The following is an 18,232-nucleotide window of genomic DNA, read 5'->3' on the forward strand; positions in this document are numbered from 1 at the left end:
TTTTATCCCGACGGAAGGGAGGCACGCCATGACAAAGGATGAACTGAAGGAAAAGGCCAACGACCTGCCCCTGCTCCCCGGCGTCTATCTGATGATGGACCGGACCGGGAAGGTCATCTATGTGGGGAAGGCCAAGAAGCTGAAAAACCGGGTCAGCCAGTATTTCCAGGACAGCGCCTCCCACACCGCCAAGACCCGGCAGATGGTGTCCCAGATCGACCATTTCGACACCATTTTCGTCACCACCGAGTTTGAGGCCCTGGTGCTGGAAAACTCCCTCATCAAGCGGCACATGCCCCGCTACAACATCCTGCTCAAGGACGACAAGGGCTATCCCTTCGTCCGCCTCTCCCGGGAGTCCTATCCCCGGTTCTCCATGGTCCACAAATGGGCCAACGACGGCGCGAAATACTTCGGGCCCTTCGGGGGACGCTTTGAGACCCGCCAGGCCCTGGACGCGGTGCTCTCCGCCCTGCGGCTGCCCACGTGCAGCCGGAAATTCCCCCGGGATATCGGGGCGGAGCGGCCCTGCCTGAACTTCCACATGGGCCGCTGCGACGGCTTCTGCCGCCCGGCCCAGACGCAGGAGGAGTACAACCGCCGCATCCGTCAGGCCGTCCAGATGCTGGAGGGCCGGTCCAGGGAGCTGCTCCGGGACATGACCGCCGAGATGGAGGCGGAGGCGGAGGCCCTGCACTTCGAGCAGGCGGCGGTGCTCCGGGACCGCATCAACGCCATCAGCGCCCTGAGCAAAAAGCAGACGGTCATTGCCGGACTCTGCGCCGATACGGACATCTGGGGATTGTACCGGGGGGCGGGAAAATGCTGCTACGCCATTCTCCACATGGAGGAGGGCAATCTGGCGGGCCGGGAAACGGAGCTGTTCTCCTCCCCCATGGAGGAGAGCCAGGAAGACATGCTTTCCGCCCTGACGGCCCAGTACTACCTGCCCCGGGCCATTCTGCCCCACGAGATTCTCCTGCCCTTTGAAAGCGAGGGATACTGCGAAAGCCTCTCCCAGGCGCTGACGAAGCGGGCGGGGCACAAGGTCTGGGTCCACGTCCCCCAGCGGGGGGAAAAGGAGGAGCTTCGCCGCCTGGCCCAGCGGAACGCCGCCGAGGAGGCGGAGCGGGCCACCACGGCGGAGGAGCGGGTGGCCCACACGCTGGAGCTGCTGGCCAGAATGCTGGACCTTCCCGCCCCGCCGAAGCGGCTGGAGTCCTATGACATTTCCAACACCGGCGGCAGCGACATCGTGGCCTCCATGGTGGTCTACAGCGGCGCCCGGCCCCTGAAAAGCGCCTACCGCCGCTTCCGCATCAAGGAGCTGGAGGGAACCCCAGACGACTACGCCTCCATGCGGGAGGTCCTCCGCCGGCGGCTCCAGCGGGCCGCCGACGGCGACGAGAAATTCCTGCCTCTGCCGGACGTGTTCCTCATTGACGGCGGCGTCACCCACGCCCAGACGGCCCTGGGGGTCACGGAGGAATTTGGGGTCCGCATCCCCATCTTCGGCATGGTGAAGGACGACCGGCACCGGACCCGGGCCCTGGTGACCCCCGACGGGCGGGAGATCGGCATCGTCACCCAGCAGGCCGTCTTCTCCCTGATCGGCCAGATTCAGGAGGAGACCCACCGCTTTGCCATCACCTTCCACCATGAGAGCCACAGCAAAAGCGCCACCCGCTCCGCCCTGGACGGCATCCCCGGCCTGGGCCCCAAGCGGCGGGAGGCCCTGCGGAAGCACTTCGGCACCATCCGGGCCATCCGGGAGGCGGATGTGGACGCCCTGGCCGCCGTGGTGCCCCGGACCGCCGCCGAGGCCGTCTGGCGACACTTCCATAAAAATTAGGAATTAGGAATGAGAAATGAGGAATTGTTCCATCATTTCAATCATTCCTAACTCCTAATTCCTAACTCCTAATTCCTAACTCCTAATTGAATTATCCCAGCTTCCTGACAAAATTGCCGTACACCCGGACGTGTTCCTGCACGGTGACAAAGGCGTGCTCATCCATGGCGTGGACCGCCCGCATCAGTTCCTCAATCTCAAACTTGGACAGGCACACCGTCAGCACGTGGATGCCGGCCCCGGAATAGGCGCCGGTGCCCTCCCAGAAGGTGACGCCCCGGCCCAGCTTCTCGATGACGAACCGGGCCACCGCCGTCTCGTCCTCCTTGGTGAAAATCATGGCCTGAACATTGACGTTCTGCTGGTGCATCCGGTCCAGGACCATAGAGGTAAAGAAGTTGTAAATCACGGAGTAAATTGCCACCTCCGGGCTGAACAGCAGCAGGCAGGCGGAATAGAGCACGGCGTTGAAGCTCAGGGAGAACTTGCCCACGGTGAAGCGGCTCCCCCGCTTGCTCAAGCAAAGCCCCACAATGTCCAGCCCGCCGCCGCTGGCCCCGCAGGTCAGCACGATGCCGCTGGCAACGCCGCAGAGAATGCCCCCCAGCAGACAGGCCGTGAGATAGTCGTCCACAATGGGGGCCGCCGGCACCGGGATGATGCTGTAGAAAAAGGAATAGGCGCTGGTGCAGACAATGGTCTTGACCACAAAGGTCCGGCCCAGGGTCTTGTAGGCAAAGAGCAGAATGGGGATATTGCAGGCAAAATAGAGGATGCCCGCGAAGTCATAGCTGACGCCCATGCCGGACTGAATCAGCGACCGGATCAGCTGGCACAGGCCCATCAGGCCTCCGCCGTACAGATGCAGCGGCACGATGAACAGGTTCATGGCCGCGGCGGCGAGGAACTCGCCCAGCACGGCGAACAGTACCCGGAGCCAAGGGTTGTGCATGGAATTGTACAGCATAGCAATCCTCCATAGAGCCGTTCTCATCAGGCAGGCACGCGGATTTCCAAACGGCCTTGCCTGACGGAACCGGACTCCAGCGCTGTCAGGGCCGCCGCGGAGCCCAAATGGCGCTCCCTGCCGGCGCCGGTGTGTATTTACGTCTGATTATAGACGCTTCCGGAGAAAACCGCAAGGGGCAAACGCAGGCAAAAACGCCCAATTCATCGTCCCGGTCCGCCGTTTTTCTCCCTCCATCCCACAAAACTCACAACGTGTAGCGCAGGCACCTGTAAAGCCGCTCCCTGGCCCGGCGCAGGGTCCGGGAGACGGTGGACCGGTTCAGATCCAGCGCCCGGGCAATCTGAGGCATGTTCATGCCTTGGTCAAAATAGAGCTCCAGCATCTGTTTCTGCCGGGGCGTCAGCTCCTGTTCCCTGGCCCGCCGGAGGTTTCGCCGCAGGCGCTCCAGCTGTTCGCTGTTGTCCGGGGCGTTGGCCCGGAGCCAGACGGTCAGGTCCCCGGCCCACTCGCTGGAGCGGGTGTCAAAACGGTTGTCGGAGCGGGGTTTTCTCATGGCGTTCATCCCTCCTGTTCCCATTGTGTCCGGCGGGCCGCCGGGTCCCTGTGCTCTGCCCCGGGGTCAAAGGGTATACTTCTCATTCTTGTGATAGCTCCTGTCGTAATAGCGGGCCGTCAGACCGGCCAGCTCCCGGGCCTCCCGCCAGAGAGGCATCAGCGCCTCAATGCGGCGGCGGAGGCGAAACAGGGCGTCCGGGTCCTGCTCCGTCCGCTCCAGCCCCCGCAGCTCCGTGATGCGGCCATGAATGGCCTCGGCGGCGGCCCGGTACTGGACCGACAATTCCCCCAAACTCATCATAACGCCCTCTCCCTTCCCCGAATTTCACGGCAGGGGGCCAGCTCCCGCCGGGCCAGCTCCGGAAGGCACTCCCGGCAGGCCAGGCACCCGTTGCAGACCCAATATTCCTCACCTCTCACAATTTCCCGGCCGCACAGCGTGCAGCGCAAAACCGGCCGTCTCCGGCGGCCTGAAGCCTGTTCCAAGGACTTCCCTCCTGTTCTCCTGAAAAAATCAAAAAAATGTGAAAATTTCTGTTGACAAATTGCTCCTCCTCTGCTAGAATAAACACTGCTGTTGGAACTGCTGGTGTAGCTCAGTTGGTAGAGCAGCTGATTTGTAATCAGCAGGCCGGGGGTTCGAGTCCGTCCACCAGCTCCAATTTCATACGGAGGAGTTCCAGAGCGGTCAAATGGGGCAGACTGTAAATCTGTTGCTTCGGCTTCGGTGGTTCGAATCCACCCTCCTCCACCACGTCGGAGCAAGCTGCATATCGCTTGCTCCGACTTTTTTCAAAACTCAGAGCGCACTCATTCCGCTGCTCCTCCTCTCCAAACCGCAACCGCTCTGCTGGGTTGCAGTTTGGCTTTGGGTCCAGGCATTCCGGAAAAATTGATGATACCTGCTGACTCCAGCTCAAAAATTCCTGCCATTGTAACCTTTCCGGCTCTGCCGAAAACTGCACGATGGTGGGAATTTCTTCGTTTTCCGCCGCGGCTCGCCGGACTCGCGGCAGAGGGGAACGGGGAACGCGCGGGGGCTGAACCACCGGTTCTGTCCGCCTGTTCCGGCTTTTCAGTCCGGGCACCCCCGTCCCCCCTCCGGACCGCGACCGCTTTCCACGGTCTGGTTTTGGGCGCATGCCTGCCGAAGCGGACGGATTCTGCCTGCTGACTCCAACTCAGAACTTCCCGCCGCCCTGGCATGTTTGCCCCAGGGCGGAAATACACTCTAACAGGAATTTCTTCATCCTTGGCCGCGATCCGCTTTGCCGGGTCTGCGGCCAATTTTTTGCCTGCGCCTCCCTCCCCAACCGAAGCCGGTGCGCCGTGTTTTTTTGCTTCCGATTTTTTGCTTCCGATTTCTTGCATCCGTTTTTCTCGCTTCCGATTCTCACTGTCCGGCCGGAGCGGCATCCGGACAGGCCACATTCTTTGTTGGTTTGCTTGTGAATTCACAGGTTTCTTGTCGACACAGCCTATAGTAGCACAAATGTTCTATCGTGTCAAGAGGGAGTTACAAGATTCTTGTAAAAAATCTTTGACAGCGGTCCGGGATGCTGATACAATGGGAGCATGAAAAAAGGAGGACAGTTCCATGAGATTTGGCACGCGCGTCCGGGCCCGGCGGGAGCAGCTGGGCCTGAGCCGGGGGGATCTGGCGAAGCGCCTGGGCGTTTCGCCCTCCGCCATCGGCAACTATGAGACCGGCGTCAGCTTTCCCAAAGAGGACATCATGCTCCGCCTGTTCGACTGTCTGGACACAGACCCCAACGAGCTGTTTCAGGACAGCTTCCAGTCCGGCGGGCAGGTGCTGACCCACCGGGAACGGACCCTGCTGCGGGAGTATCGGGAGCTGTCCGCCCTGGGACGGGAGAGCGTTCACGCCCTGATGGACGCCCTCCGGGCCTATCGGGATGAGGCGGAGGCCTCCCCGTCGGCGGCGGAGCCCAGGATGATTCCGCTGTACCGCACGCCTGCGGCGGCGGGGTACGCGGCCCCGGCCTTCGGCTCGGACTTCGACTACATCCCCGTGAAGGGGGACGTGCCCCCGGGGGCGGAGTTCGCCGTCCGGATTCAGGGGGATTCCATGTCCCCGTTGATTGAGGACGGCTCGGTGGTCTACGTGAACAGGGACCCCCTGAAATCCGGGGATGTGGGCATTTTCTGCGTGGACGGAGACATCTTCTGCAAGCAGTACCACAAGGACCGGGCCGGCATTGTCTACCTCTTTTCCCTGAACCGGGAGCGGTCGGACGCGGACGTGATTCTGACCGCCGCGGGAGGCCGGTCCCTGGCCTGCTTTGGCCGGGTGATTCTCCGGCGGACGCCGCCCCTGCCGGGAATGGCATAGGGCGCGCCTCCCTCCTTCCAACATTTCCCTCCGACAGGGACGCCGCCGGGGCAAACAGCAGTCCGGCCAAAGGGACCGAAGGCACAGCCTTCGGTCCCCTTCTGTTCTGCGGCGAGGCGGGCGCTGCCGGACATTCCGGCGGACACCCCAGACGGAATGGGGCCCATGGGCTTCGCCCAGACATCCGCGGCAGGAATGAGGCCCGCATCCATATATAGTCAGCACAGTTGAAAACCGGCAGATACCGATTTTCAACCAGCGGCGGAGCCGCTGACGGGTAAGGTAAGAACCCCTTGTGCTGACTATGAAGTCCACCGCAAGGCCGTTTTGCGGCCTGTGCGGCGACTATAAAATCCCCGGATTCAGGGAACACTGAACCCGGGGTGATGAATCATGAACTTTTTCCGCGGCACAGGGAAAACCGGCCCCTATTTTGAAGGCTGGTATTTCAAGCACCAGAACCGGCAGGGGCAGACTCTGGCGCTGATTCCCGCCTTCCATATCGACAGGGAGGGACGCCGGACCGCCTCTCTTCAGGTCATTTCCGGCGGCAAATCGTGGTGGCTGGAGTACCCGGAGGCCCAGGTCTCCCGCCGGCCCCTTCAGGTGCAGGTTGGACAGTGCAGCTTTGGCAGCCGGGGCATGGAGCTCCATATCCGGCGGGAGGGCCTTTCCCTCCGGGGCGCCCTGGGATACGGTCCCCTTACCCCCCTGCGCTCCGACATCATGGGGCCCTTCCGGTTCTTCGCCGGGATGCAGTGCTCCCACGGCGTCATCAGCATGGGCCATTCCCTGAGCGGAACGCTGGAGCTGAACGGTGAGCGTCTGGATTTTACCGATGGAATCGGTTATATCGAGACGGACCGGGGCCGCTCCTTCCCCAGCAGATACCTGTGGACGCAGTGCGTCTGGGACGGGGCGGAGCAGGGCAGTCTGATGCTTGCCATTGCGACGATTCCCCTGCCTGTGGGCAGCTTCACCGGCTGTATCTGCTCCGTGCTGTACCAGGGCCGGGAATACCGCCTGGCCACCTACCGGGGGGCCCGTATCGAGGCCTGGTCCCCCTCCGGCGCGGCCATCCGTCAGGGAAAGTACCGCCTGGAAGCGGAGCTGCTGAACGAACAGCGCCAGCCCCTCCGGGCTCCGGTGGAGGGCCGCATGGAGCGCACCATACACGAGAGCCTCCGGGCGGAGGTGCGCTGCCGTTTCCGGCAGGGGGACCGTCTCCTGTTTCAGCACACGGAGCCCTGTGCCAGCTTTGAGTACTCCCAGGCGGACTGACCGCCGCCGGAAAACCGCCGTCAGGGGCGGGGGCGCTTCGGCCAGCGGGCTGTTTTTGAGGGCCCGCCGGCCGGAGAGCGGAACGGGGGGCAGGCTCCGGAATTACCGGAACACCAGACTGCCGGTGGTCTTTCCCTCCATGACAAAGTCGTGGAACGTGCTTTGACTGATGACCGCGGCGTAACCGCCCTGATTCCAGTCGAAGCCGTACTTCTCTTCCAGCAGCTTCAGCGTCTCCCGCAGCTGGAGCATGGCGGCGACGCCGTGCTTGCAGGGATAGACGCAATAGCAGCCGCAGGTGAGGTTTTTAATCTCGCCGCTGCCGTAATCAAATTCCAGCTCATAGGCAGAGGTGCCCTCCACGATTCCCCGCCCGCAGCCCCCGTCCAGGCAGAGATAGACCACCCGGTTCTCCATGAAATAGGCATGTCCCCGGTCCTCCATGGCGGCCCCGGCCTTCATCCCGCTGAGATCCTCCAGCCGGAAGCCCCGGCCGCCGCTGCCGGATACATAGACGTCGTCCTCCCTGTCAGGGGCCTTGAACCAGGTAATCACTTTTTCATAGGGGATGGTTCCGGGGTCAAAGGCCGCCAGATAGGAACCGGCCATATGGAGTTCGCCGGAGATATGGGTGTCCGCCATGGCGATCACCCGCTTGTAATCGGAGAGCCTGATTTTAAAGCTGTATTCCACATCTGTGACCTGACCCCGCAGTCCCTCCAGCTTGCCGTCCACAAAGACGATGTCCCCCACATGGAGGTCGAACCGGTCGTTGTAGTAGGCGAGGTTCATGCCCCGCGCCGGAAAATAGACCTGTACCAGAGACTTTCTGGGCCCGGCAGTGGTGTTTTCAGAGACGGGCCGGACGCCGCTCCCGCCGTTTTCCTGACGCTCCGCCTCAAAACCGATTTTCCTTTTCATCCCTCATTCTCCTTTTTATAGAATTCCGACGCCTGTCCGGGCCCTCAGTCCCCCAGATAAAACACGGGGCCCTTGGGCGGGAAGGGCAGGCTTTTCCCCCGGGGTACCAGAAAGGCGTGGTCCCGGCCATAAAGGTTCAGCCGGTCGCACTCGCAGTCGGTGATAATCAGCAGAGGGGCCTCCCGGGGAAAATCCCGGGCCTGCTCCAGCAGCTCCACTCCGGGCTGGAGAACCGTCCCGCCCCGGCCCCGGACCCTGACGCTGCCGGCAATATCCGCCGCCTCCATATACCCCTGGTCATAGGGGGCGGCGTCGCAGAAGACCACCCGCACCCGGTTCACGTCCCGGGCGGCGCTGTAGCTGGCGATGGCCCCCAGGGCGGCGGCCAGCAGACTGCGGCTCATGGAGCCCGAGGTGTCCAGCAGCACGCCGAAGGTCCGCCCCGCCCGGGCCGCCTCCTCCACCCGCACCCGCCAGGAGGGCCGGGGGATGTCCGGGGTGGCCGTCTGCCTCCGGCTGAGGCGGGCATAGGTGCGGCGCTTCTCCAGAGGCTCAAAGCGCTCGTCGAACCACCGGGCCAGCTTCACATCCCATGGGATGGGCGGCTGGGACAGGGCCCGTATCTCCTCCACCAGACCCTCCGGAAGACAGCCCCGCCCGTGGACCTGGTGGTAGTCCAGCCCCCGCTGAATGGCGGAGCGGCACCAGGCGTCCAGGTCCACAAAGTCCCTGGACCCCTGCCAATCAGGGGGACCAAAGAGAATGTCCCGCCGGGCCATGCGCCTGTATTTGCGCAGGTTGGCCGCCAGCAGATCATAGACGCTCTCGGCGGACAGGCCGCTGAGCTCCGGGTCAAAGAGAAGCCCCTCGGGCATATGGCCCACCTCCATGTCCCGGAGCCACTGGTTAATCACGTAGTCGCAGGCCGCGTTCCACAGCTCGGGGTCCCGCCTGCCCAAACGCTGCTCGTGGCACAGGGCGGCGTGGAGATACTCGTGGGCCAGAACGAAGCGCCATTCCTGCTCTGTGAGGCCGGCGGCCCGGTTGATGTAAATTTCCCGCATATGGACCGAGATGGCCGCAATGGGAATGTCCATCCGCTGGACGGCCAGGGGGTCGTCCACCAGCCGGAAGCCCGCGGCCACGCCCCCCAGCAGGGGATAGCTGGACAGGAACCACTCCTGCGCCCGCTGAATGGGGCCCATTTTTTTGTGCTCCCCCGCCTGGGTCCGGACGCCTCCGGCGTAGTCCACCGCCGTCCGGAGGGCGTCCCGCAGGCTCTCGGCAAAAAGCTGCCTCCAGTCGGTGGGGCCGCTCCACCAGCGGCGGGCCTCCCCCCTCCAGACCATGTCCGCCCGGCCTCCGCTCATGGTGGAGAAGCGGAAATAGTCCGGGGTGTGGTGCTCCCTCAGCCAGCTGCAGAGGGCTTCCTCCTCCCGGGCGTTGGAGGGCGGGGTCCCGGCCAGCTCCCCCGGGGGCGCGCCGACGCGGAGGTCGGCCAGATACCGGACGGCCACACAGTCACAGGCGGCGTTCCAGAAAGGATCCCGCTCCCGGTCCTCCCGGATGTGGCCGAGGGCCAGGTGGAGCAGGCAGTGAGCCAGCACATAGGCCCACTCTGCCGGCGCGGCCCGGCGGCGGCTGTTGGCGTAGATATGCCCGTCGGAGGTCACCCAGGCCCAGTCCTCTTTCGCCATGGGGTAGCTGTCGTCAAAATGGAGGTCCGCCCGCTCCATCAGAGGGGACAGCACGGGATTCTGATTCACCAGCCCCCGCCCGGCCTGAAACGCCTCCAGGGCCGGGTTGACCTTCTTCTGTTTTCCCTTCATGCCGCCCTCACCCGTTGCGCTTGTCCGCCAGCCGGGGCAGGTCCCGGAAGAGCTCCACCACAAACCAGTCGGGCAGCTCTCTTCCGTCCTCTGGGGTCACCGCCATCCGGGCAATCTCCAGACTCAGGTCCGCCAGCTCGGTGAGCCGGTCCTTGGCCTGGAGAACCAGGGCGCGGCTGTCGCCGCTCAGCCTGCTCCGCTCAGGGGGCAGCTCCTTGACCAGCCGGGCCCGGAGGGACTGGGCCAGGAAGTAGAGCACGTCCCGTTCCTCCGGACCGGCGGGCCAGGGCTGTTCCCCGGAGAGAATTTTGTCCAGGGCATACTGGCTGCGCACCTGGCGGATGTAGGCCATGAACTGGGTGGCGTGCTGGGGGCTGAGGGACCCCGCCGCCAGCACGCGCAGGGCCTCCTCCCCGATGTCCGGGCCATAGCTGCGGATGGCGTCGCTGAGCATATGCCAGGACCGGGGCGTGGAAAAAGGCTCCTCGCTCTTGGGCGGCCTGGCCCACAGGTGGTCCGGACGGCTGGAAATGTAATCGTAAATGTAAGGATGAATCCCGTTTTGGGCCGCCCACTCCAGCCACAGGCGGGGGCTGGCGGTGAGCTCCACATGAAACATCCGGTTTACCAGGGCGGAGGACATGGGCCGTGTGATGGCGTTGTCCTGGGCCCGGTTTCCCGCCCCCACCACAATGGAGCCCTCGGGGAGGCAGTATTCCCCCACCCGCCGTTCATGGATGAGGGAGTAAAAGGCCTTCTGCACCTCTGTGGAACAGGCATTCAGCTCATCCAGAAAAAGGACGTAGGGCTCGCTCCGGGCAATGGTCCGGGGCGGGCAGAACCGGCTGAAGCCGTCCTGAATCTGGGGGACGCCGATGATGTCCTCCGGGGCCAGCTGGCTGCCCAGCAGGGAGACGCACTCCAGCCCCAGAGAGCTGGCGAACTCCTGCACAATGGCGGATTTGCCGATGCCCGGCGCGCCCCAGATGAACACGGGCCGGATGAGGCCCACATTCAGCAGGACATCCAACAGCTGTTTTTGATTGACGGTCACGGTTAAATTCATCTGCGGCTCTCCATTTCTGACGGAATCGAAGCGTGTCCCTCTCCGGAATCAACCGTATTATACACCTGAATCCTCTCCCGCGCAACCGGCCCCGGTTCACATCCCGGGCATTCCGCCGGAATTTTCCGCGCCCCGTCCGCCTCTTCGCAGGTTCCGGACGCGGCGCTGTCCGGCGTCCTGTCCGTGAAGCGGACGCGTCAGAGGCCCGATTCTCTTCCCCCGGGCCGGCGGATGGACGGAACCGCGGGCTGCAAAAGCGCAGACAGGCGCAAAAGGAAGGGACGTCCCCGAAGAAACGTCCCTTTTCTGTTTCAGTAAACTCCGCCGGAGGGCTTCAGGTCCGCGGGAGGTAAATCCGGGGCACCCGGCCCCGCACGCCGCAGGTGATGGCGCTGGGCCCCAGTCCCAGCGGACCATACAGCCACCGGCAGGGGACTGCGCCGGGCCCCGTCCCGCCCAGAAGCACCACTTCGTCCCCCTCGGAGACCTCCGGAATCCGGGAGACGTCCGCCATGAACATGTCCATGCAGACCCGCCCCACCACGGGACAAATCTGCCCCCGGATGCTGACCCGGCCCAGGTTGGTCAGGGACCTTGGGTAGCCGTCGGCGTCGCCGGCGGAGATCACCGCCAGCTCCATGGGGTCCTCCGCCGCGGCCTGGCGGCCATAGCTGACAGGCGTTCCCGGGGAGACGGTACGCCGCTGGACCACCCGCGCCTTCCAGGTCATAACCGGCCGGAAGGAGGTCGGCCGCACCATGGCGCTGTCAGGGAGCAGCCCGTACAGAACCGTCCCTACCCGGCACAGCTCCAGGGCGTACTCCGGCGTGTTGACGGCGGCGGGGGAATTGCAGCAGTGCCGCAGCCCCGGCGGAATGCCCGCCTTCTCCAGGGCCCGGCAGAAGGCAAGAAACCGGCTGAACTGCGTCCGGGTATAGTCCACGTCCTCCGGCGCGGAGCCGTAGGAGCTGGAAAAGTGGGTATAGATTCCCGTGACCTTCAGCGCGGGCGACCGGTACGCCGCCGCGGCCTCCGCTATGGCGGAGGAAAGCGCCTCGCCATAGCCGGAATACCCGATGCGGGTCATGCCGGTGTCCACCTTCAGGTGACAGGACACCTGCACGCCGGCGGCCCCGGCGCAGGCGGCCAGGGCTCTGGCATACCCGGGGGAAAGCAGCGTCTGCGTAATGCCCCGCCGGGCCAGCAGCTCCGCCGCCTCCGGCGGCGTGAAGCCCAGAATCAGAATCTCCTGCCGGTTTCCGCTCTCCCGCAGCTCCAGGGCCTCGGACAGACAGGCCACGCCGATCCAGTCCTCCGGCCAGGCCCCGTCCAGAACCCGGGCGGCGGACACCGCCCCGTGGCCATAGGCGTCCGCCTTTAAAATGTGCATCAGGCGGCAGCCCCCGGGTATGAGCCCGTGGAGCGTACGGGCGTTTTCCAGCAGCGCGTCCAAATCAATTTCCGCCCAGCAGCGGCTGGTATTCAAATCCATCATTGCACCTCCCGGCAGTTTTCAATTCCCATGCGCACAGGTCGAAGCGCGCTTCCACCATAGCCCGCCGCCTTCCGGAGGGCCTTCCCTCACCGGCGGAACTCTCCCCGTTCACCCATGGGTTCTCCCCGCAGAGGCGGCCCTGAAACGGACAGTGCCGGCGGCCAAACCGGCCTGCCGGCACTGCCCCTGAACAAGAAGGGAGAGAGTGGTAATTATTTTAAGATGACGTCGTGGGTCTCGGCGTCATACATGGGAATATTCTCCCGCTCCTCCCTGGTCTTCAGCAGACCAAAGATAATGGTGCAAAGGGTGACTGCGGCGAGAATGAACACATAGTAGTTATGTCCCGCAATAGCGAAGGGGGAGAGCTCCGTCAGGCCGATGCAGAGGATGATCTGACCGCCGTGGGGGATGACGCCCTGCACGATGCAGGAGAAGATGTCCAGCAGAGAGGCCACGCGCTTGGGGGCGATGTTGTGCTCCGCGGCCATTTCCCGCACCAGCGGCGCGGCCATGATGATGGCAATGGTGTTGTTTGCCAGAGCCAGGTCAAACACGGAGACCATGCCCGCCATGGACAGCTCCGCGCCCCGGCGGCTCTTGACGTTGCTGGTCATTTTCTCAACCATCCAGTCGATGCCGCCCAGATCCCGGACCGTGCCGGAAATGCCCCGCATCATCAGGGTCACAATGACGATTTCGTACATGCCGGACATGCCGGACACCGCACCCTGAGCCATTTCCACAAAATTGATGCTGCCGGTGGCGATGCCGATAGCGCCCGCCACGCCGACGCCCGCCAGCAGGAGGATGAACACGTTGCAGCCGGTCAGGGCCACCAGGAGAACGAAGATGTAGGGAATCACCTTGATGATGTCGTACTCGAAAACGCCCTCCAGCTGGCCGGAGCCGCTGGTCAGGGTCAGAATCACCATGGTAATCAGCGCGCTGACCGCCGCCAGCAGGCCGTTCATCTTGAACTTGTCCCGCATCTCGCAGCCCGCGCCCCGGGTGGCGGCGATGGTGGTGTCGGAAATCATGGAAAGATTGTCACCGAACATCGCGCCGCCCAGCACCGCCGCAATGGCTACGCCCATATTGATGCTGGAGCCCTCCGCCACGGCCACCGCAATGGGGCCCACGGCGGAAATGGTGCCCATGGAGGTGCCCATGGCAGTGGCGATGAAGGCGGAAATGAGGAAGATGCCCGCCATCAGGAACTGCTGGGGAACCAGGGACAGGCCCAGGTTCGCCGTGGCCTCCACGCCGCCCATGGCCTTTGCCACGCCGGAGAAGGCGCCGGCCAGCAGGAAGACCATAATCATAATCATGGTGTCCGCGTTTGCCATGCCGTGGCAGTAGGCGTCCATGCGGTATTCAAGGTTCCGCTCTTTTCCGCCCATGCACAGGCAGACCAGCGTGCCAATCAGCAGGGCAAACACCCGGGAAATCTGCTTGAAGGAATCTCCGCCATAGCTCATACAGGCAAAAAAGATGCCTGCGCCCAGGTAAATAGCCAGGAAGATCAGCAGGGGGGCAAAGGCTGAGAAGCCATACATTTTTTTGTTTTTGTTTTCCATAATTGTCTCCCTATTCACACAATATCGCTTGAACTCTCATTGGTCACATGGGTATTGCAAAGGGATTTGGCCTCTTCCCGCAGGGAAGAGGCCAAGGAGAGCGCTGCGCTCTCCTTGGCCCGAGGCCGCCGTTAAAGCGCGGCGAAGGCCTGCTCAAAGTCGTTGATGAGGTCCCTGGCGGATTCCAGACCCACGGAGAGGCGGATCAGTCCGTCGGTGATGCCCGCGGCCAGACGGGCCTCGGGGGAGACGCCGGCATGGGTCATGCTGGCGGGGTGCTCAATCAGGGTGTCGGGGTCGCCCAGAGACACGGCAATGGCGGGAATGGTCAGGCTGTTCAGCAGCTTTTTGCCGGCCTCAAAGCTGCTCAGGCCCTTGACGTCGTCCTTCAGCTCGAAGCTGAGAATTCCGCCGAACAGACCGTTCTCCATCTGTCTGCAGGCCAGCTCGTGACCGGGGTCGCTCTCCAGGCCGGGATAGTAGACATGCTTCACATAGGGGCTGCTCTCCAGATATCTGGCGACGGCCATGGCGTTGGCGCAGTGCCGCTCCATCCGCAGGGCCAGGGTCTTCATGCCCCGGAGGACCAGATAGCTGTTGAAGGGAGAGGGCGGGCAGCCGTTGATCTTGGTCATGCAGTTGTTGCGGACCAGGGCCATGTCGGCGGCGGAGCCCACCACAACGCCGCCCAGGGCATCCCCATGGCCGTTGATATATTTGGTGATGGAGTGCAGAACAATGTCCGCGCCCAGCTTCAGGGCGTACTGGAGGGGAGGAGGCGCAAAGGTGCCGTCCACAACCACCCGGATGTCGGGGCCGGCCACGGCCTTCACCGCCGCGATGTCGGTAACCTTAATCATGGGGTTGTTGGGGGTCTCAAAATAAATCATTTTGGTATTGGGGCGGATGGCCGCCTTCAGGGCCTCCCGGTCGGCGGTGTCCACCCGGGAAATCTCCACGCCCAGCTCCGGCAGATTGGTGGTGCACACGAAATTGGTGCCGCCATAGACCGAGTCGTCAAAAATGGCGTGATCGCCGGGCTTCAGGAACGCCAGCACCACGGAGCCCACCGCGCCCATGCCGGAGGCCATGGCCACAGCGTCCTCGCCGCCCTCCATGCAGGCGCATTTAAGCTCAAAGGCCCGGGTGGTGGGGTTGCCGCTGCGGGAGTAGACCGGATGATAGCCGGGGACCTGCTTGGCAAACTTCGCCGCGCCGTCCTCCACCGTGTCGAAGCAGAAGGTGGACGTCTGGTAAATGGGCGTCGCCAGCGCGCCATAGGCGCTGTCGTGTTCCTGTCCCGCGTGGATAATCATGGTCTCGAAGTCCACGGAGCTCATGTTGATTTTGCTCATAGAAATTCCTCCCTTTTTTCAATTAAACTCATCAGATATCGGATGTCTTATATCTATAGTTTAGAACATTTTCCTGCTGCTGTCAATTCCGCGAATCGACAAACATAAATCCTGCGTTTTGTGAAAAAGCACAGATTTAATCAGAACTGTCGTCAGATGACCGGTCCCATGCAGTAGATGTCCATGGACTGGCTGTAGTAAATGGTCTCCCCTTTGCACTGCCCTCCGGAGAGGGTTTTCAGCAGCTTTTGGAACAGCTCCTCCCCCACTGCCTCAATACTCGCCTCCCCCAGGATGACGCGTCCGGCGTTTATGTCCATGTCGTTGACCATCCGCTCATAGGTATGGGGGTTGCCGCAGATTTTGATGACCGGCAGAATGGGGAAGCCCTGAGGCGCGCCCCGGCCGGTGGAGAAGGTGATGCACTGGGCCCCGCCGGCGGCCATGCCGGTGAGAATTTCAATCTCCCGGCCCGGCGTCTCCTTAATCCAGAGACCCTTCCGCCCCGCGCTCATTTCCGCATAGTCCAGTACGCCCTCAATGGTCCGGGAGCCGGATTTCATAATGGCCCCCAGGGATTTTTCCTCAATGGTGCTCAGGCCGCCCTTGATGTTGCCGGGGGTGGGCTGGCCCTTCCGCATGTCGCAGCCCAGGGATTTGGCCCGGGTCTCCATGTCCAAGACTATTTTCAGAATCTTCTCCCCCACCTCCGGCGTCCGGGCCCGCCGCGCCAGGATGTGCTCCGCGCCGATGAACTCTGTCACCTCACCGAACATCACCGTGCCGCCGGCGTCCACAATCCTGTCCGCCACATAGCCGATGGCGCAGTTGCTTGCCAGGCCGGAGGTGGCGTCGGAGCCTCCGCACTTGATGCCCATGACGAAGCGGGACAGATCGGTTTCCCTCCGCTGCATGCCGGAGATCGCCATGGACAGACGCTGGGCTTTTTTGATGCCGTCGGCAATGGCGTTGGCCATGCCGCCAATCTCCTGAATCCGGACGATATCATAGGGCTTCCCGGATTGTGCGGCGGCCTCCAGCAGCCGGTCCACGTCGGTGCCCTCGCAGCCCAGGCTGACAATCAGCGCCGCGCCGGTGTTGGGGTGGCAGATGAGGGAGACCAGGGTGTCCGTCACCCGGTCCAAATCAGGGGGAAGCTGGCAGCAGCCCTGGTGATGCAGCAGGGGCCGGCAGTTCATCACCTGATTGCCGATGGCCTGGGCCACCTCGTTGGCGCAGACCACGCTGGGAACAATGGCCACATAATTCCGGGACCCCACCTTCCCGTCCGGCCGCTCATAACCCCAAAAAGTGTGTTCCATGTCCTCACTCCTTCCAATCGCCGCGGGCACGGGCGCTGTCCAGATTATGGACATGCACATAGTCCCCCCGCTTGATGTCCTTGGTGGCAATGCCGATAGACTCGCCGTATTTCCAGACGGTTTCGCCGCCGGGAATGTCCGCCAGCGCCACCTTGTGTCCATAGGGAATGTCCTCATGGACGGCAACCGCGTCCAGACTGCCGTCCCGGGCCATGACCTCCACGGTGTCCCCGGCGGAAACCTCCGCGAAAATGGACGCGACATTGTCCTTTGGCTGCACCTGAACTGCCAGTTTTCTCTCACTCATGCTGGTTCCTCCTCCTGTTTTCGTACAATGACCGATACGCCGTCCGGAATGACGGTCACGGATGCGCTGCCGCCTCTGAGCCGGAAGGCCGTGCTCAGCGCCTCGTCAAAGCTCCGGGCCGCCAGAAAACCCATATGTTCCAGCTCCCGGAGGTCCATGTGCTGCGTGACGATGATGATGGGATGCCGCAGCATCAGCTCCGCATAAATCTGTGCGCACCACTGTTCCGGAATGGACTCCCTGGGCGGTATGGCCTCGATGGTCTTCTTGATGGCCTGCGGCGAGCCCAGACGCATCAGCTTTTCAAAATTGGTTCCGCCGATGCCGTCGCACAGGGACGCCCCCAAAATCAGGACGCCCCCCTCCGCGGCGCAGGCTGCGGCGGCAGAAACCCCTTTGGGGGTCTGATACAGGTTTTGGTCCAGGGGATAGCCGCCGTTTGTTGTGATGACAATGTCGCTCTGAACCCGGTCCACGCCGCACATGCCCGAAACAAAGGCGCAGCCCCGGGCATGGGCCTCGATGCAGTCCCCGGCAAAGGCGGCGACAATCCGCTTCTCCGCGTCCATGGCCACATTCAGAATGAAAGCCAGTCCCACCCTTCGGGCCGCGCAGGCCATATCCTCATGAATGGGATTCCCCTCCAGAACGCCGGTGACGGCGTTGGGGTGGGAAATGGCCCTGGCAGAATGGTTCTCGTTCACCGTCTCCTTGGAGCAAATCGCCGGCAGGATGCTTTTCCTGCCTCCGCTGAACCCGGCAAAGAAATGGGGCTCGATAAAGCCCTCCGCGACAATCAGGTCGCTCTCCAGGGCCAGACGGTTAACGCTGAGCTCCGCCCCGGAGGGAAGGCGGCAGACATACCGCATATCCTCGGCCCGAAAGGCGTCGTGGACCACAATGGTCTCCCGCTCCACAATCTCCGGCCCGAAACGCTCCAGCATCTCGTCCCGGGTTGTGGGGCGGTGCAGGCCGGTGCCGATGAGGATGGTAATTCCGGCGTCCGGCTGTCCCCGCCGGATCTCCTCCAGCAGAAGCGGCATGGTGATCCCCGAGGGCATATTGCGGGTATGGTCCGAGGTAATGACCAGAATCCGCCGCTTTCCTTTGGCCAGCTCCGACAGCGGCGGCGTTCCGATGGGCGCCTTCAGCGCCTCCCGGACAATGTCCGCCTGGCCACGGCCGCTGCGGAAGCGGTCCGCGTGATTCACCAGAACGTGTTTCAGGTTTTCGTCCGGAACACGCAGCGGCAGGGTTCCCTTGTAGTATGGAAGCTGAAATTCCATAGGCTCCTCCTCTCGTTCCATCGTACTAATTCTGTATTTTTAATTCATAATACATTTTTT

At 63.0% G+C, this 18,232-nt stretch carries 16 protein-coding genes and 2 tRNA genes; 5 read left to right on the forward strand and 13 right to left on the reverse strand.

Annotated features, from left to right (window positions below; all coding sequences use genetic code 11):
- The first annotated feature begins 28 nt into the window (after positions 1-28).
- Positions 29-1,852 carry an excinuclease ABC subunit UvrC gene (uvrC, locus tag Q0063_RS05695; RefSeq protein WP_297871012.1) on the forward strand — a complete coding sequence of 608 codons (1,824 nt, stop codon included), beginning with the start codon at positions 29-31 and terminating at the stop codon, positions 1,850-1,852.
- A gap of 91 nt (positions 1,853-1,943) precedes the next feature.
- Here the strand turns inward: uvrC and Q0063_RS05700 are convergent, their stop codons facing one another.
- The 4 genes from Q0063_RS05700 to Q0063_RS05715 form a co-directional block, all read right to left on the reverse strand.
- On the reverse strand, positions 1,944-2,819 hold the full coding sequence (locus Q0063_RS05700; protein WP_297871013.1) for a YitT family protein: 876 nt from the start codon (positions 2,817-2,819) through the stop codon (positions 1,944-1,946).
- A gap of 247 nt (positions 2,820-3,066) precedes the next feature.
- Positions 3,067-3,375, reverse strand: coding sequence for a sigma-70 family RNA polymerase sigma factor (locus tag Q0063_RS05705; RefSeq protein ID WP_297871014.1), 309 nt, complete (start codon positions 3,373-3,375; stop codon positions 3,067-3,069).
- A 66-nt stretch (positions 3,376-3,441) separates the two neighbouring features.
- Positions 3,442-3,678 carry a hypothetical protein gene (locus Q0063_RS05710; RefSeq protein ID WP_297871015.1) on the reverse strand — a complete coding sequence of 79 codons (237 nt, stop codon included), beginning with the start codon at positions 3,676-3,678 and terminating at the stop codon, positions 3,442-3,444.
- Positions 3,675-3,863: a hypothetical protein gene (locus Q0063_RS05715; protein WP_297871016.1), complete on the reverse strand. Its 189-nt coding sequence runs from the start codon at positions 3,861-3,863 to the stop codon at positions 3,675-3,677. Before Q0063_RS05715 ends, Q0063_RS05710 begins: the two co-directional genes overlap by 4 nt.
- A gap of 99 nt (positions 3,864-3,962) precedes the next feature.
- On the opposite strand from Q0063_RS05715, the gene Q0063_RS05720 reads away from it, so the two are divergent.
- From Q0063_RS05720 to Q0063_RS05735, 4 genes are all read left to right on the forward strand, one after another.
- Positions 3,963-4,038: transfer RNA gene (locus Q0063_RS05720), tRNA-Thr, on the forward strand.
- A gap of 9 nt (positions 4,039-4,047) precedes the next feature.
- Positions 4,048-4,131: transfer RNA gene (locus Q0063_RS05725), tRNA-Tyr, on the forward strand.
- Between the two features lie 843 nt (positions 4,132-4,974).
- Positions 4,975-5,730 carry a helix-turn-helix domain-containing protein gene (locus tag Q0063_RS05730; RefSeq protein WP_297871017.1) on the forward strand — a complete coding sequence of 252 codons (756 nt, stop codon included), beginning with the start codon at positions 4,975-4,977 and terminating at the stop codon, positions 5,728-5,730.
- A gap of 393 nt (positions 5,731-6,123) precedes the next feature.
- On the forward strand, positions 6,124-7,011 hold the full coding sequence (locus Q0063_RS05735) for a tocopherol cyclase family protein (protein WP_297871018.1): 888 nt from the start codon (positions 6,124-6,126) through the stop codon (positions 7,009-7,011).
- Between the two features lie 102 nt (positions 7,012-7,113).
- Here the strand turns inward: Q0063_RS05735 and Q0063_RS05740 are convergent, their stop codons facing one another.
- The 9 genes from Q0063_RS05740 to larA all read right to left on the reverse strand — a co-directional run bounded on the left by Q0063_RS05740 (position 7,114) and on the right by larA (position 18,172).
- The gene (locus Q0063_RS05740) at positions 7,114-7,932 is read right to left on the reverse strand and encodes an SWIM zinc finger domain-containing protein (RefSeq protein WP_297871019.1); all 819 of its coding nucleotides are present in this window, start codon (positions 7,930-7,932) and stop codon (positions 7,114-7,116) included.
- A gap of 44 nt (positions 7,933-7,976) precedes the next feature.
- Positions 7,977-9,761, reverse strand: a complete 1,785-nt coding sequence (locus Q0063_RS05745) for a DUF2201 family putative metallopeptidase (RefSeq protein ID WP_297871020.1) — start codon at positions 9,759-9,761, stop codon at positions 7,977-7,979.
- A 7-nt stretch (positions 9,762-9,768) separates the two neighbouring features.
- Positions 9,769-10,827: an AAA family ATPase gene (locus Q0063_RS05750; protein ID WP_297871021.1), complete on the reverse strand. Its 1,059-nt coding sequence runs from the start codon at positions 10,825-10,827 to the stop codon at positions 9,769-9,771.
- A gap of 334 nt (positions 10,828-11,161) precedes the next feature.
- The gene (gene alr, locus Q0063_RS05755) at positions 11,162-12,322 is read right to left on the reverse strand and encodes an alanine racemase (RefSeq protein ID WP_297871022.1); all 1,161 of its coding nucleotides are present in this window, start codon (positions 12,320-12,322) and stop codon (positions 11,162-11,164) included.
- 212 nt (positions 12,323-12,534) lie between these two features.
- On the reverse strand, positions 12,535-13,902 hold the full coding sequence (locus Q0063_RS05760) for a Na+/H+ antiporter NhaC family protein (RefSeq protein WP_297871023.1): 1,368 nt from the start codon (positions 13,900-13,902) through the stop codon (positions 12,535-12,537).
- 131 nt (positions 13,903-14,033) lie between these two features.
- Positions 14,034-15,257, reverse strand: coding sequence for a PLP-dependent aspartate aminotransferase family protein (locus Q0063_RS05765; RefSeq protein ID WP_297871024.1), 1,224 nt, complete (start codon positions 15,255-15,257; stop codon positions 14,034-14,036).
- Positions 15,258-15,409: 152 nt separating this feature from the next.
- Positions 15,410-16,579 (reverse strand): UxaA family hydrolase, encoded by a 1,170-nt coding sequence (locus Q0063_RS05770; RefSeq protein WP_297871025.1) that lies wholly within the window; start codon positions 16,577-16,579, stop codon positions 15,410-15,412.
- Positions 16,580-16,583: 4 nt separating this feature from the next.
- Entirely contained in the window at positions 16,584-16,886 is a 303-nt protein-coding gene (locus Q0063_RS05775; RefSeq protein WP_297871026.1) for a UxaA family hydrolase, read from the reverse strand.
- On the reverse strand, positions 16,883-18,172 hold the full coding sequence (gene larA / locus Q0063_RS05780) for a nickel-dependent lactate racemase (RefSeq protein WP_297871027.1): 1,290 nt from the start codon (positions 18,170-18,172) through the stop codon (positions 16,883-16,885). Before larA ends, Q0063_RS05775 begins: the two co-directional genes overlap by 4 nt.
- Between the last annotated feature and the right edge of the window lie 60 nt (positions 18,173-18,232).

This window comes from uncultured Oscillibacter sp., assembly GCF_947654275.1.
Taxonomy (GTDB): Bacteria; Bacillota; Clostridia; order Oscillospirales; family Oscillospiraceae; genus Oscillibacter.